The 16,079-nt window shown below is 47.0% G+C and carries 11 protein-coding genes; 8 read left to right on the forward strand and 3 right to left on the reverse strand.

Annotation, left to right across the window (positions count from 1 at the left end):
* Nucleotides 1-83: 83 nt before the first annotated feature.
* On the forward strand, nucleotides 84-1,106 hold the full coding sequence (locus ACUUJN_RS02315; RefSeq protein WP_023986715.1) for a methionine ABC transporter ATP-binding protein: 1,023 nt from the start codon (nucleotides 84-86) through the stop codon (nucleotides 1,104-1,106).
* Nucleotides 1,103-1,768, forward strand: coding sequence for a methionine ABC transporter permease (locus ACUUJN_RS02320; RefSeq protein ID WP_023986716.1), 666 nt, complete (start codon nucleotides 1,103-1,105; stop codon nucleotides 1,766-1,768). The genes ACUUJN_RS02315 and ACUUJN_RS02320 overlap by 4 nt, the downstream gene beginning before the upstream one ends.
* On the opposite strand, the gene ACUUJN_RS02325 is transcribed toward ACUUJN_RS02320, so the two are convergent.
* On the reverse strand, nucleotides 1,765-2,139 hold the full coding sequence (locus ACUUJN_RS02325; RefSeq protein ID WP_023986717.1) for a MerR family transcriptional regulator: 375 nt from the start codon (nucleotides 2,137-2,139) through the stop codon (nucleotides 1,765-1,767). The two genes, ACUUJN_RS02320 and ACUUJN_RS02325, sit on opposite strands and share 4 nt — an antisense overlap.
* 99 nt (nucleotides 2,140-2,238) lie before the next feature.
* Nucleotides 2,239-3,219: an aldo/keto reductase gene (locus ACUUJN_RS02330; protein ID WP_068941055.1), complete on the reverse strand. Its 981-nt coding sequence runs from the start codon at nucleotides 3,217-3,219 to the stop codon at nucleotides 2,239-2,241.
* Nucleotides 3,220-3,494: 275 nt separating this feature from the next.
* Here ACUUJN_RS02330 and ACUUJN_RS02335 point away from each other — a divergent pair, with 275 nt between their 5' ends.
* The 4 genes from ACUUJN_RS02335 (at nucleotide 3,495) to ACUUJN_RS02350 (ending at nucleotide 11,863) form a co-directional block, all read left to right on the forward strand.
* Entirely contained in the window at nucleotides 3,495-6,857 is a 3,363-nt protein-coding gene (locus ACUUJN_RS02335) for an S-layer homology domain-containing protein (RefSeq protein WP_484669222.1), read from the forward strand.
* Between the two features lie 162 nt (nucleotides 6,858-7,019).
* Nucleotides 7,020-10,163 carry an ATP-binding protein gene (locus tag ACUUJN_RS02340; protein ID WP_484669223.1) on the forward strand — a complete coding sequence of 1,048 codons (3,144 nt, stop codon included), beginning with the start codon at nucleotides 7,020-7,022 and terminating at the stop codon, nucleotides 10,161-10,163.
* Nucleotides 10,164-10,318: 155 nt separating this feature from the next.
* Nucleotides 10,319-11,470, forward strand: a complete 1,152-nt coding sequence (locus ACUUJN_RS02345) for a response regulator (RefSeq protein WP_076159093.1) — start codon at nucleotides 10,319-10,321, stop codon at nucleotides 11,468-11,470.
* Nucleotides 11,471-11,710: 240 nt separating this feature from the next.
* Nucleotides 11,711-11,863 carry a hypothetical protein gene (locus ACUUJN_RS02350; RefSeq protein ID WP_167348614.1) on the forward strand — a complete coding sequence of 51 codons (153 nt, stop codon included), beginning with the start codon at nucleotides 11,711-11,713 and terminating at the stop codon, nucleotides 11,861-11,863.
* 162 nt (nucleotides 11,864-12,025) lie between these two features.
* Here ACUUJN_RS02350 and ACUUJN_RS02355 read toward each other — a convergent pair whose 3' ends face one another.
* On the reverse strand, nucleotides 12,026-13,795 hold the full coding sequence (locus tag ACUUJN_RS02355) for an alpha-glycosidase (protein WP_484669224.1): 1,770 nt from the start codon (nucleotides 13,793-13,795) through the stop codon (nucleotides 12,026-12,028).
* A 151-nt stretch (nucleotides 13,796-13,946) separates the two neighbouring features.
* Between ACUUJN_RS02355 and ACUUJN_RS02360 the strand changes: the two genes are divergently transcribed.
* Both ACUUJN_RS02360 and ACUUJN_RS02365 read left to right on the forward strand, forming a co-directional pair.
* Nucleotides 13,947-14,621 (forward strand): response regulator transcription factor, encoded by a 675-nt coding sequence (locus ACUUJN_RS02360; protein ID WP_023986723.1) that lies wholly within the window; start codon nucleotides 13,947-13,949, stop codon nucleotides 14,619-14,621.
* Nucleotides 14,621-16,051 (forward strand): sensor histidine kinase, encoded by a 1,431-nt coding sequence (locus ACUUJN_RS02365; protein ID WP_484669225.1) that lies wholly within the window; start codon nucleotides 14,621-14,623, stop codon nucleotides 16,049-16,051. Before ACUUJN_RS02360 ends, ACUUJN_RS02365 begins: the two co-directional genes overlap by 1 nt.
* Nucleotides 16,052-16,079: the final 28 nt, after the last annotated feature.

Consider the following 16,079-nt stretch of genomic DNA (forward strand, 5'->3'; position numbering starts at 1 on the left):
TTTAATTCGATCGTTCATGCCAAAGAAAAGCAATCAGCTCAGAACATTTTACATACTTGTGAGAACGGAAGGAGTTAGGACTCATGATTGAACTTAGGAATGTATCCAAAACCTACGTGAGAAAAGGCCTAAGTATTGAAGCGTTAAAAAATATAAATATCAAAGTGGATAAAGGAGATATCTTCGGGTTTATCGGATTCAGTGGCGCAGGGAAAAGTACGCTGATCCGTTTGGTCAATCGTCTCGAGAAAGTAACCAGCGGAGAGGTTCTTGTTGAGGGGGAGCAGTTAAATACCTACTCGACCTCTGGGCTTCGGAAGGTAAGGAAGAAGATCGGAATGATTTTTCAGCATTTTAATCTTCTGGAATCGAAAACAGTGTTCGACAACATTGCAATTCCGTTGGTGCTGCTTAAGCGCAACAAACGGGAAATAGAGGGGCGTGTAAAAGAGCTTTTGGCGTTCATAGGATTGTCCGACAAGGCGAATAGCTATCCCAACGAGCTTTCCGGCGGACAAAAGCAGCGTGTAGGGATTGCACGGGCGCTTGCGAGCAACCCGTCCATTTTGCTCTGTGATGAGGCAACCTCGGCACTTGATCCGCAGACCACACAGTCAATTCTCGACTTGCTTCGCAAAATCAATAAGGAATACAAGATCACCATTTTGATCATCACCCATGAGATGTCGGTGATTCAGCGAATTTGCAATAAGGTAGCCGTAATGGAAAAGGGGGAAATCATCGAGCAGGGCAATGTCCTGGAGGTATTCGGGCAGCCGCAGCACCCAACGACACAGAGCTTTGTACGCACGGTCATTCACGATACGGTACCCGAGAGTGTGCTGCAAACGTTCGAACAGCAAGAATCGCAGCGAATATACAAGCTGGAATTTATAGGGCAGGTTGCTTCTGATCCGGTGGTTCATGAATTGATTCGGCAGCATGATATCCACGTGAACATTTTGTTTGCCAACATGACGGAGATTCAAGAAACGACAATTGGCTATATGACGATCCAACTGCGCGGCGGACAGCATGCCGTTCAGCAGGCTGTTGATTTTCTCAAGAGCAAAGGAGTCCATATTCAGGAGGTAGAGAGTCTATGATGATTACAGGAACTACGATCACCTGGGATCAACTGTGGGAAGCTTTGTATGAATCCGTGCTTATGGTCAGCATATCATTATTCATTGGTGCCCTGATCGGTATCCCTATCGGTATTTTACTCGTCATCACCCGTCCGGGCGGAATTCTCGAGAACAAATGGCTGCACAATATTTTGAATCCAATCATAAACATTGTTCGCTCCTTACCCTTTATTATCTTGCTGATTGCAATCATTCCGTTAACCCGTCTGATTGTGAATACATCCATTGGGACCAGTGCGGCAATTGTCCCCTTGATTGTATATATTGCGCCATATATCGGCAGGCTGGTCGAAAACTCGCTGTTGGAGGTGAATCCGGGGATACTGGAGGCAGCAGATGCGATGGGGGCGACTCCATTCCAGGTCATTCGATACTTTTTGCTTCCTGAGGCATTCAGTTCTCTGATTTTGTCGTTAACGACAGCATCCATTGGTCTGATTGGTGCTACTGCTATGGCTGGTGCGGTCGGTGGAGGCGGAATTGGCGATCTGGCGATCGCGTATGGCTATCAACGTTTTGATACGCTGGTTATGCTGATTACCGTCATCATTCTAGTCTTGTTTGTTCAAGGTGTTCAGTCCTTGGGGAACCTGCTCTCCCGCAAAGCACGTAGGGGTTAAATTAGATGTTTTTCTTTTTTACCTATTGTCTGTTCATAGCTTGTAATTTTATAATCCATGCGTTCCAATACGTTGTTCATATCTGCCATTTTTGCAATGAGCTGCTTACGCTGCTCCATTAGGAGTTCTTTTCTAGCATTTATCGTTTCATCACCCTGCTGGAACAACCTAACGTACTCAATCAAAATTTCAATGGGAAGCCCTACGCCTCGCATGCATTTGATATATTCAACCCATCTGCAGTCTTCTTCCGTGTAATCCCTGATTCCACTTTTATTACGGTTCACACGCGGAATAAGTCCGATGCGTTCATAATAGCGGAGTGTATCCTGAGATAGTTCGAATTTTTTGCTTACTTCTGCGATCAACATGCAGACTTCACCTCCTGATTTCTGATCAAGAAACGCCCTATGTAAATGGATAGGGCGTTCTTGTTGTTTCTTATTTCGAAACTTTCATTTCATCCATATTTACTGAGCGCCAACTACCGGATGAGGAACATATGGCTCTTCCAGCAATGCAATTTCTTCAGGTGTTAACGTAATCGAAAGAGCAGCTACTGCATCTTCGAGATGAGACGTTTTCGTAGCACCGATAATGGGAGCTGTTACCGGTTCTTTCTGTAGCAACCAGGCAAGTGCGATTTGAACGCGAGGAACTCCACGTTTTTCTGCGATGGCCGCAACCTGCTCCACGATCAATCGATCGGTATCGGCAGTCGCATCGTATTTAGATTTCGCAACCTGATCGGTTTCGGAACGATGTGTTGTTTCCTGCACATCACGCGTCAATCTTCCACCTGCAAGCGGGCTGTATGGAATCACACCGATTTTTTCTTCTTTACAAAGCGGCAGCATCTCTCTTTCCTCTTCACGATATAAGAGATTTAAATGATTCTGCATTGATACAAATTGGGTCCATCCATTCTTTTCAGCAACATGTAACGCCTTCAGAAACTGCCATGCGTACATGGCAGAAGCACCAATATATCTTGCCTTCCCGGCCTTCACAACATCATGTAAAGCTTCCATCGTCTCTTCAATAGGGGTATTGTAATCCCAGCGATGGATTTGGTACAGATCCACATAATCTGTCCCCAGTCGCTTAAGGCTCTTATCTATTTCACTCATGATAGCCTTTCGGGAAAGTCCCGCACCATTCGGGCCTTGATGCATACGGAAATGAACCTTTGTCGCGAGGACAATTTCATCTCGATTCGCATAATCCTTTAAAGCCCGTCCAACAATTTCTTCGCTAGTTCCATCTGAATATACATTCGCGGTATCAAAAAAATTAATACCTAGCTCCAGGGCATTTTTTATAATTGGACGACTGCGCTCTTCATCTAGTATCCATGGGTGAATCCACCGTTCTGCAACCCCAAAGCCCATACACCCAAGACAAAGCCGGGATACATCCAAACCGGTATTTCCAAGTTTCACATAGTCCATTTAATTATACCTCGCTTTCCTAGATATTGTTTTCTTCAAATGTAGTCTACTCCAGCTACTTACACCGGATATTATTACATTTGGAGTTCACTCCAAGTCAAGCGATTTTGTTGCGTGATGCCATCATATAGGTCTTATTGTTCAGAATTGGTTCAGTGGAACTTCGTATAATTCTCTTAGCATAGTTCCTTGGTTGCATGATCCGTAGAACTAAACATGACTAAAGACTTTGATAAAGCAGGATATATGCCAATAAATAGCGTCTAGGAGTGGAAATGTTGAAACTTGTAAAACGAAATAAATGGATTGCATCTGCGATGGTATTAGGTATTGCTTCAGGCTCAATCGTATCTCTGCCTTGGATGGGCGGCGCTCAGACTGCTTATGCAGCAACAGCAGATACGCAAAGCGAAACTGGATTTGTAGCACAAGCTCGCACCTTGGGTTTGATGACAGGCGGTAAGCAGGGCGATTTTATGGCGCAAAAGAATTTGACCCGCGCAGAGGCGGCTAAAATTTTGTGCAGTCTGTTCCAGTTGGAAGTTAACAATCAGCCGCAAACTTCTTTTATGGATGTATCGTCCGATGCATGGGACGCTCCCTATATTGAGGCTGTACGTGCAGCCGGGTATATGACAGGCAACGGGGAACTGTTCCGTCCGGGGGATGCCATTACCAAGGAAGAACTGATCGTATCGCTAGTACGTGCAATGGACTTACAGGATGCCAGCACAGCGAATGCACAGCAAAATGCAGTTCAGGTTGCCCGCTCTTACGGTCTGTTATCAGAGGATGCTTCTGCAACGGATTTGAAAAATCCATTGAACCGGGAGAGTGGTGCAGAAGTATTCGTCAGCCTGCTGGATCATCCGGTAGGAGAAGTGAAATCAGAGGGCAATACCGTTCGCATCGGAAATATCCCTTACCAGTTGGAAGGGTCTTTGCAAGGTTTGTTCGGTGAAAATAACAAAGCTGTATTAAAAGGGGCGAAATTCGACCTTAACCGTAACTTGCGTACACTGACAGGTGTGAATAAGCTGGAAATTAACGCAGACGGTGGCGTTTTTGACGGCAAGGGTGTGTCTTTTGAGGGGCGCCTGATCGTTAATGGCTCGGTAACCTTGAAGAACATGTCCTCCACAGGGGTATTGGAAATCAAAGGTACAGGGAATCAGCCTGTATCGGCCATTTTAGAAAATACGGCATGGTCCGGTGTGGAGCTGGGCTCTAAGGATGCCAAGCTGACAGCAACCGGGACAACGAAGATTGACAACCTGACGCTGAAAGATGATGCATCGATCGTGACCGAAGGAAATGCCGCGATTAGCCGCGTTTCTTTGCAACAGGGACTGGGCAAGCTGTTGGTTAGCGGTAGTATTGGTTTGCTGGATGCATCACAATATGTGGGCGTTCCTTTTATTACGCTGGCTAAGGGAGCTGCAATCAACCAGCTTAACCTGCCGGAACAAAAACAGCCGCAGGATGTTATCATTAACTATGATGCGATGAAAGAAGCTGTTAGTCTCGTAAATGGTACGAAGAACTCATCCTCTGCTGGATCGGTTGTCACGGACACAGATAGCAAAGATAAGAAAAAACACGATAGTGACATTATCAGCGTAGACCGCAGTCAGCTGGAGACAGAAGTCCATGCAGCCAAAGAACTACTGGAGCGTGCAGGTGAGGGTGGAACAGATCAGGCGCTTTACACGGCCGCAGCGAAGGAAAGCCTGTCCATAGCAATCAATCAAGCTATGCTGGTACTGAACAATACAGCAGCTACACAGGCAGAGGTAGATCAAGCGCTCAGCACATTGAAGCACGATGTTTCTGTGTACACAGCCTCAGCCACAGAACCAGTGATTGGGACACAGGAATTAACTAGACTGATTCAGGTAGCTTCGACTACCCTTGAACAAAACCGAATGATTGGCGACGAATTCCCGCCTCTTTGGGATGAATCACTAAGTCAAGCTATTCAATTTGGCAACAATGTGCTGGAAGGGAATGCTCCTCAAAATATTGTGGATCGGGAAGTAGTAAGCTTGCGTCGAGTAATTGAAGTCTACAATGCATCAGTAAAACTCAGAGATACCTATCTGCATTTTCTCGATGTAACGGATCGTGTGGAGAATATGAAAACTGACAAAGCGCGTTACAAGTCCTTAGTGAGGGAAGGATTAAGTGTATATATGAACCCATTAGCTACAACTGAGCAGTTGGACGAATGGACACGAAAAATAAAAGATACAACAGAAGCATTTCTGGCATTGCAAGCAGCAGACTTTTCAGTGCTTAAAAATACTTTACAAGAAGCGCAGGTTATCTACGATCAGAGTGGCTCTCAAAATGTTGAACTGGGCAACCTCATTCAGGAATATACAGAGAAGATGCACACCGCTATGACGCAGCAGGACGTATTGACCTTGAACATGGAGCTGAGTCAAAGACTTGCGGAATTCACTGCTCCAGTGCCTGCTACAATTCGGGAAAAACTGCAGCAGCTGGTTCAAGATATTCATCTAAAACTACTGTCTAACCCTGTAGCTCGTAATTACTTGAATACGGAAATGCTGTCTTTAGAGCAACAAACAGCACAAGCCAACTTTGCACTCATTATGCCGTTTACTCCTGAGGAGCAATTGGTGATCTCTTATAATCAATTAAGTCAGGCTAAAGGGACCTATATTGAAAAATATAACGAGAAAAGACTACAATTGAGAGCCGAAATCATTGAAATGCAGGCATCGATCAATGGAATTTTGGTGCAAAATTCAGGCGCATTAAGCGCTGAAGCCCAGCAAGCCTTGTCTTCTGCATCAGAGCATGCCTCCATTTTCTTAGGTCTGCCTAGATTTGAATTGCAAGACGTGGTTCCTGTATACGAGGAGTTGCAACAGGTACAGAGCCAGTATGCTGTACCAATAGCAGTGGATACTACGTTGTTAAGTTTCAACATAAATTTAGCTAATAATGAAGTTCAGACGTTCGGCCGTCATTATACCGAACAAGATAACGAGGAACTTCAAGGGCAAATTAATCAGGCAAGCCTTGTGCTTAATACTCCGGATAGCACACAGCTGCAGGTAGACCAGGCTAACACGGATTTGATTACAGCGTTTGCGAACTACCAATCCAAATGGATAGTAACTGATTATGATATCAATGAGCTCAAGACCATTGCGAACAATCTGCTCACAGCAAATGGTACAGATCCTACGACGGTCTACTTTCACAGAGTAGTGGATGCATTCAATCGTCTGGACCAGTATTATCCTATGCCGGAAATTAAGAAAAATTATATGAATCTGGAAGATGCGATTCAGGAGTATAAAGATTTTGTAGCCAGCCAGCAACAAAACAGCGGAACAGGAAGCAGCGACAGCAGTGGTGGAGCAACACCGCCAAGCGATAGTAGCGGAACAGGAAGCAGTGACAGTAGTGGTGGAGCAACACCGCCAAGCGATAGCAGCGGAACAGGAAGCGGCGACAGTAGTGGTGGAGCAACGCCGCCAAGCGATAGCAGCGGAACTGGAAGCAGTGACAGCAACGGTCGAGAAACACCACCAAGCGATAACAGCGGAGACGATTCAGGCTCGATTCCTGGCGGTGGTAATGATGAAGGCATGATTCCTTAATAAGGGAAATACAGGAAGTGCAAGGATGTATAGAAGGGGACGATTCCGCACAGATTTTTGTCTGCGGCGGGCGTCCCTTTTTGCATGGGGGGCGCTTCTAATACAGCTGGTTAGAATAACCGATACTAAAAGATAGACGATATTGAAAAGAGCGGGGGATTTATGAAAAAACAGGGTGTTTTATTTTTTATTATACTTCTGCTTGCGGTTGCGTTGCCTGTGTATCCGTTGGTGTCGGGTGTATTATCTGGAAACAGTCATTGGAAAGCTCATAACGGCGTTATAAATTTGCGTAATTGGCATCCCGAAAAGGAAGGCCCTATACAGCTGGGAGGGGAGTGGGAATTTTACCCCAACCAGCTTGTGCAACCTTCAGCCTTTCATGAATTGCAAGATAAGGATTGGGTAAATCATCAGAGTTCTTCAGAGTTGGGGATGGAAACGGGATATTCTACCAAGATTGTGGATGTGCCTGGTAGATGGAATCAGTGGATGCCTGAGGGACAGGCGACCGGATATGGAACCTATCATATTCGTATCCTGTTGCCTGAAAAAGCGGAAAATCTGTACGGCATCTATATGCAAAACATTCGGAGTTCCAGCCGAGTATGGATTGACGGAGCAGAGGTAGGAGCGAGTGGTATTCCCTCTGTTTCTGCCGACAAAGGCAAGCAGGGCAATGCTCCTTATGTTGGATTTGCAGCGGTAGATGGACAATCGGTAGATATTACCGTGCATGTGGCTAATTATAGTTATTCCTCCGGTGGGATCATTTACCCATTGTTATTTGGGGATTACGAGAGTATTACGCATAGCCGGGAAGTTGCAATGGCAGAGGACACCGTACTGATAGCGGGTTTTTTTATGCCTACCGTATTTTTTATCATGCTGTATCTTTTACGTAAAAAGGAGAAGGCATTGCTTTACTTAGGATGCTTTTGCATCGCGGCTTTATTTTACATTCTGACACATGGAGAAAAGCTGCTGGTCTGGGGAATACCGGACTTACCTTATGAATGGATACTGAAAATACAGTCGTTCTCTTCAACGCTGTTCTACTATTTTTTGATCCGGTATGTTCATCTTTCGACGCAGATTGTTATGAATCGGATCGTGCTGCGCCTCTATAATATTACAACCGCACTGATGCTAGGTATGGGGCTAATGTTGCCTACACTGATACTCTCATCCTTTGAAGCGTTTATTCTTCTTTTTGGCGTAGTTAGTGTGGGATATGTATTACTGATCTTGATTCGTGGACTTCTTCAACGGACGGATGACGCTGCACTGCTAGTCATTAGTATTATGAGCATACTTATGATTGTAGTGACTAGTTTTGTGTATATTTTGGGCTGGGGAGATGTGCGCGGGGTGACAGCCTATGAAATGCTCATATTCGTATTGGCTCAAACGCTTCTGCTGGCCAAACGTTTTGTACATTCGTTTATGGAGGTTGAGAACCTGTCACGACGGTTGCTAACACTGGATGGGTTAAAGGACGAATTCCTGGCGAACACGTCACATGAGTTGCGCACTCCTCTACATGGAATTATTAATATCGCTCAATCCATGCTAGACCGTTACGGGGCACAATTCAATGAGCCGCAAAAGCACAACTTGTCCTTGATTGCGAATGTAGGACGCAGACTTTCTTATTTAATTAACGATATTCTGGATTTTTCTAATTTGAAAAATGGCAGATTAGCCTTAAATCGTCGGCCTGTTAATGTACAGGCAGCTGTAAATTCCGTGCTGGAGGTATTGGGTCATACGGTGGGTAAGAAAAAGCTGCAATTCGTCAAAGAATGGCCCAATTCGTTACCCAAGGTGGATGCGGATGAGGATCGGCTGATTCAGATTTTGTACAATTTGTTGGGTAATGCGGTGAAATTTACGGAGGAAGGCGAAATCGTAATCTCTGCCAAAGCGGGGAACCGCGAAATGGAAATCAGTGTGAAGGATACCGGGTCCGGTATTGCCCAGGAGCATCTTTCGCATATATTTGAACCTTTTAACCGAGGGGCGAATGCTGAGGATGAAGGATACAGTGGAACAGGGCTTGGATTAGGCATAGTCCGTCGTCTAGTGGAGCTGCATGGTGGTCATATCCGGGTAGAATCTAGATTGGGCAAGGGTTCGACCTTTTATTTTACACTACCCTTGGCGCAGACCGGAACGTTGGCACATGAAGCTCAAAAAGATGTTTCGTCTGCGGTTATATTGCAGCCTGGCGTGACGTCGGGTCAGAATGTGATTCCGCATGAAGAGGATGCCCAAGAGCAAGTTCAGACTGTTCCCTACAAAGTGCTGGCTGTGGATGATGATGAGGTTAATCTTCGGGTGCTGGAGGAGCTATTATATACCACAGGTTGTAGCGTGGTGGCAGTGGATCATGCCGAGGAGGCACTTCACATGCTGAATGGCCGTACCCGATTTGACCTAGTCATTACGGATTGGATGATGCCGGAAATGTCCGGTATTGAGCTGTGCCGACGGATACGGGAACGGTATTCCCTGTCCGAGCTACCAGTGTTGCTGCTGACGGCACGCGACCTGCCCGGCGATATCCGCGCGGGTTTTATGGCGGGAGCTAATGATTTTCTACGTAAGCCTGTTGATGCTGAGGAATTAAAGGCGCGTGTGCGCACGCTGTTGAACATGCGTCATTCGGCGGAGGAAGCGGTGCGTTCGGAAATGGCCTTTTTACAGGCACAAATTAAGCCGCATTTTCTGTACAATGCATTGAATGTTATTGTATCGACCGTAGCCGTAGACCCGGATAAAGCAGCGGAGCTGCTCATGGAGCTGAGTCAGTATTTGCGGGGCAGTTTTGATTTTCAGAACAGGGAGAATACGGTACCGTTATCCAAGGAGCTGGAATTGGTAGAATCGTATGTGGCACTGGAAAAAGCACGATTTGAAGAACGTTTGCAGGTGACCGTAGAGGTAGGAAGGAACATCCGGTTGCTTATCCCGCCATTAAGCATTCAGCCTATCGTGGAAAATGCGATACGACATGGTGTGATGCAACGGGCAACAGGTGGAACCGTGCGAGTGGTTGTGCAGGAGGATGGAACCGATTTTGTAGTCAGCGTGACCGATGACGGCGTAGGGATTCCGTCCGAGCGACTGGAACAGCTGTTGTCGGAGGATCATGTATCTTCCAGCGTGGGACTGCGGAATATCCATCGCCGTCTTATCCATATGTATGGAGAAGGATTGCGGATTGAAAGTAATTCAATGCAAGGGACGACGGTAAGCTTCCGTGTGCCGGAAACGATCTCGCCCCGGAATACCGATGAATAAAAAAGTACAGTACATTTGTCGGAAAAGCTAATGTCGCGTCCGCGATGATACGATATATAAAATATAAGGAATTAAAAATTGTAAGGATAAAGCAGATAGCATGTAAATAGAGCATCATGATGGATGGTTGCAGCAGGAAGGGAGTACAGACACAAATGAAGGCGATTTTGATTGATGATGAGCGGTCGGCATTAACCTACTTGGAACGGTTGCTGGAGGCGGACGGACGGTTAACGGTAATGGGCAAATATACGTCTGCACAAGCGGGGCTGGATCATCTGGCGGCAGAACGTGCGGATATTGTTTTTATAGATATCGGAATGCCAGAGATGAACGGTCTGGAGGCCGCCGAGTGGATTCAACAGCTGGATTCCCATATTCATATCGTCTTTGTGACCGCGTACTCGGAATATGCTATTGAAGCGTTCGAGCTGCAAGCACTGGATTATTTGCTAAAGCCCGTTCATGCCCGGCGGCTATCCAAAACGTTAGATCGGATTGCAGCCACGCTGGCTGATCCCCGTTCTTCCAGCTTGGGAGTTGCAGCAGAGCAATCCCCCAAGGTACGTTGTTTTCAAAAGCTTGAAATTTTGGAGGATGGACAGGAAGCCGTAGGAGCGAAACCCTTCAAATGGCGCACATTAAAGTCACAGGAGCTATTTTCCTTTTTACTACACCATGAAGGGGAATGGGTGAGCAAAGAACAATTGCTGGATGCGCTATGGCCTGAATATCATTTGGACAAGGCTGTTGTTCACCTGCACACGTCCATTTACCAAATCCGCAAGGCATTGAAAGAACGGATGCAAGATACGAAGCTGGAATACAATCTGGATCGCTACCGCTTGAACCGCAATGGCTGGATTACAGATGTGGAGCTATTCGAGCGGGGAATATCCGAATGGGCTGCATCCGGTAGCGGCGGTACGCCGCGTATTGAGAGCCTGTTGGCTCTATACCGTGGCAACTATCTGGAGGAGTACGATTACCCGTGGGCGTATGCAAAAAGGGAGAAGCTGCGCAGTATGTATCTGGCATGTGCTTCTGAGCTGGCGAGAGACGAGCTTCGCTCAGGTCGTACCCGGCAGTCTGTTCAGCGCTTACTCAGCCTCCAGCAACGGGAGCCGTACTCAGACGATATCTGCGGTCTGCTGCTGACCGCCTATGCCCAACTGGGCGATTATATCGCTGCGCAAAAGCATTATGAAAGCTTCGTCAGAATACTGGAAGATGAGTTGGGTATTGAGCCGCAGCAGGTGACGCACCAGTTGTACGTGCAATTGAAAACACAGACGCTACCTGCGTAAACTGCTGTACTGGCTCAGGTAGCGCTAAAAAACCGCTTCAAGGTATCTCCTTGGAGCGGTTTTTTGCATGGATGGAAATTTCGTTTTTTTGTGTGAATCACCGAGCCTCTTTTCTCTATGATCCGATATTCGCCGCTACCTGTTTTCTACAGTGGCATATTCATATAGCATATCTCTTCACGGTTGAGTCGTAATTGAGAGGTTTAAGGAACTCACGTATATATTTAAGGAGGTATTGCATTGGGGAGAACAAGACGAACTGGATTTAAGAATAAAAGAGTTTCGGTGGTCGTCAGACAATCTTCTTCAGCTCAGACAGGACAAGGCGGTAACCCCATTTCGATCAATGCTTCGGATGTTGGGGTAGTAAGAACAGATGTTAAAAATAAATAAACGGCTTGGATAGAAGTTCTTATTCGACGTAAAGAGACCATCAGGAACAAGTAAACATCTTGTTCCCGGTGGTTTCGCTTTTTTTGCCGTATTCGGCAGGTACCTTCATCAGCATCCGCCTATATAGGCGGATGCCTTGCTTCCCGCCTTGACATCGTCCTCTTAAGCAGGATTTACTGACCGAGCAGGTGCTGCCTTCAGTACAGCGTATCCGTAGGGTGGAAGCTTGGCGTGCAACCCCTTCGCTCCTTTGGACAACTGGCTTTCGCCAAAAGCTAATTGCCATTCCTGCTCAGGAATGTCCAGTTCAAAAACGTGATCCTCATCGGAACGATTGAGCAGCACGAGCATTACTTCTTCCTCGCTGCGGCGCTCGTAGGCAAGTGAGGTACCCTCTGGCTGTGCCTCCAGAAAGGTGATGCTTCCCTGATCACGGAGGACCGGGTGCCCCTTACGAAGCGCAATCAGTTCGCGGTAAAAGTCGAACAGCTCGCGGTCCTGCTTGTCGGTGTCCCACTCCATGCACTTGCGGCAGCCTGGATCGGCATCTCCATCCAGACCGATCTCATCGCCGTAATAGATGCAGGGTGCGCCCATGTACGTGAACTGGAACAGGGCGGCCAGTCGCATCAGCCGCTTGTCATCCCCGCACAGTGTCAGCAGGCGTGGTGTGTCGTGGCTATCCAGCAGATTGAAGGCAACCTCGGATGCTTGCTGCGGATAGCGGGCCAGCTGTCGTCCGATGGCGAAGGCAAAGCTTTGGGCATCGGTCACTTTCTTGACGAAAAAATCATTCACCGCGTAGGTGAACGGATAATTCATCGTTGCATCGAATTGGTCCCCCTGAAGCCATTCAGACGATTCATTCCACATTTCACCCAAAATGTACGCATCCGGATTGGCCTGCTTGACCGTAGTGCGGAATTCCCGCCAAAAGGCGTGATCCACCTCGTCTGCCACATCCAACCGCCAACCATCGATGCCGATTTCTTCGATCCAATGCTTTGCCACATCCAGCAGGTACTTTTTCACCTCAGGATGTTCGGTGTTCAGCTTGGGCATCATTGGTTCCAGCCCGAATGTATCGTACGTCGGTGTGCCATCCACCACTTCCAAGGGAAAGCTATGTACATGGAACCAGTCCTTGTAAGGCGAGGCTTCGCCTTTTTCCTGCACGTCAACGAACGGTTTAAACGTACGCCCTGAATGGTTGAATACCGCATCAAGCAGCACACGAATTCCTCGTTCGTGGCAGGCATCGACCAGTTTTTTTAATGTCTTTTTGTCCCCGAAATGCGGGTCCACCTCCATATAATCCTCTGTATCATATTTATGATTGGTCGTTGCCTTGAAGACAGGGGTCATATATATGGCGTTAATCCCTAGCTCGTTCAAGTGATCCAGGTGATCCAGAATCCCCTGTAGATCGCCACCGAAAAAATTGTCTCTTTGTGGCGTTCCGCCCCATGTCTCTGCACCTTCTGGGCTGATGGAGGGGTCACCGTTCGCAAAACGTTCCGGGAAAATCTGATAAAATACAGCATCCTTCACCCATGCAGGTGGCTTCAGAATATCAATCGGGTTCAAAAACGGATATTGGAACAGACTGTCTGCGTTTTGAGGTTCCTGGGTGGTGAAGTCGTCCTCGTTCATCCAAATACGTTCCTCACCGTCTTCTAGCAAAAATCCATATTTCAGCCGACGGTGAGTAGGTTTTACGCTGCATTCATAGTAATCAAATCTGCCATCGGTAGCGAATTTGGACATCGGAACAAGCTGTCGGGTGCGGTCCCAATCGTATTTATCTCCGGTGAGAGCATGAACGGTATTCAGGTCATTTTTCTTCGCACGTAGCCGTAGAAATATCGTTTCATCATTATAACCAAAAGCCCAATTGCGTTTCGGGTGATGGTATATCGCTTCCAGCAGCATCGGGTAGGCCTCCTTTTTTCACGAGCATTCAAATTTGAAAATGTGAAGCGTATGTCGTATAAGGTAGTTATTAACCTTTTTAAGTGGGTCATGTACCATAAATGCTATAATGCCCATTACATAAAAGAAAAACGATAAGTAGGTGCCCATGATGAAAACAAATGTGTTATACATCGAAGATGACCAGGATATTGGTGCTTGGACGCATCAGTATTTGGAAGAGCGGAATTACGCTGTAGTATGGCTTCGCAGCGGGGAGGGGGCTGTGGAAGCAGCCCGTACGTGCCAACTCGTGATTTTGGATGTGATGTTACCCGGTCTGGACGGATTCACCATGGGGAAGCGGCTCAAGAAAGAGTACCCGGAGCTTCCCATTCTCATGTTGTCTGCCCGTACATCCATTGACGATAAGCTGCAAGGACTGGATTTCGCCGACGATTATGTAACCAAGCCCTTTCACCCGGACGAGCTCATAGCACGTATGGAGATTTTGCTGCGCCGATCGGGAACCGTGCCGGAAGAATCCTTACAACTGGGGCATCTCTCTGTCTTCTCTCCTGATAACCGTATTGTGAACCGTGATACCGGGGAGGAAATTACACTGACAGGTAAGCAATATCACATCTTTGCTTATTTGCTGCGGCATTTGGGCCAAATTATGACAAAAGAGCAAATGTATGAAGCGGTGTGGGGAGATCCATATATCGACGGAGACAAAACTTTAATGGTCCACATCCGACACCTTCGCGAAAAGCTGGAGATTGATCCTGCGACACCCCGCATCATTGAGACGATCCGTGGTGTAGGATATCGGGTGAAAGCATAATGAGCAGGACGCGCAAGGATTGGAGGAGGCTACACCCCAGCTCTAGGTCGGGTCAGGGAGGTCGGTTTCGCAGTTCACTGTTGTTCCGTTATCTGGTCATTATTGTGGTTGCTATGATGCTGTTGCCCATTGTGTTGCCTGCTACAGCCTTGATATATAGCGTGTTATTGAATTGGGGGACGGAGCTCAAGCCTAAAAACACTTACTATCCCTCTACTACCCATACCGAAAATAGCTGGCATCGCGAAGCTGTAGCTTTGAAGGGAGCCACACCAGAGCAAATCTCAGCCCATCTGCGCAAAATACAACAAGATATGTTCCCTAACTCACAAATATTTTGGGTGGATCCCGCAGGTAGAACAAGGTTGGAGTTACCGACACAACCTAACATGCCAAAACAATGGAACGCTGCGCAGGCTATAGCTTTTATGAAGCAAGCAAGCTATGAGGGGCCGTTTACGGTAGTAGCCTTTATTGGCGGGGGCAAGAATGATGTGAATCAGGGCTATATGGTGTTAAAAGTGCCTCGTTCGTTCTTTGAACAGCCACCTACAGATAGTAGCATGTTGATGTACTATCTCTTTTTTATCGTATTGATTCTGGGCACTTTTATATTCGTATCTCTTCTGTTTTTTGGAGGCATTCGGCGAAGACTGTTGCAGCTTCAGGCCGCCATGTCGCAGCGAGGAGAGGATGGCTTGCCTATTCTTGTTACCACTGGACGCCCGGATGAAATCGGCAAGCTGGAGGAAGCATTTAATCAGATGGTCGAGCAGTTGGCCGAGAGTCGGGGACGTGAGCGTCAGGAGGAAGAGCTGCGGAAGAGACTGGTCGCGGATCTGTCACACGATATTCGAACACCGCTTACGGTCGTGCGTAGCCATCTGTATACACTAGATGGTGAAAATCTGAGCAGCAGAGGGAAACAGTCGATTACACTGATGGAAAACAAGCTAAAAGACCTTGGGAGTCTGATCGATAATCTGCTCACCTATAATCTGCTAGCTAGTGGAAAATACACTATGAATAACACACCGCGTGATATCCTGCGGCTAGTGCGGGAGTGTGTAGCCAGCTGGTATCCGGTGTGGGAAAAGGAGGGCTTTGAAGTGGATATCGACCTGCCCGAACATAGCATGGTGTGGAATGTCGATGAGCAAGGCTTCCGTCGTCTGCTGGACAATCTCTTTCAAAATGTAGTTCGCCATGCTGCCTCAGGCCGATATATCGGTGTTCAAGTACAGAAAGATAATGGGACAGAGGCATTGGTTATCACAGATAAAGGGCCCGGTATGGAGCAACAGTCCAGTGAAAAAGGGGCAGGGATTGGTTTGGCGATTACAGAACTGCTGGCTCGCGAAATGAATTTGGAGAGGGAGATTTTCAGTTCATCAGCCGGGACAAGAATTCGTTTTTTAAACAAAACTTAAACTCAGAGTTCCCTTGGCTTTAAACTTG

It is taken from the genome of Paenibacillus sp. LRG-1, from assembly GCF_057220305.1.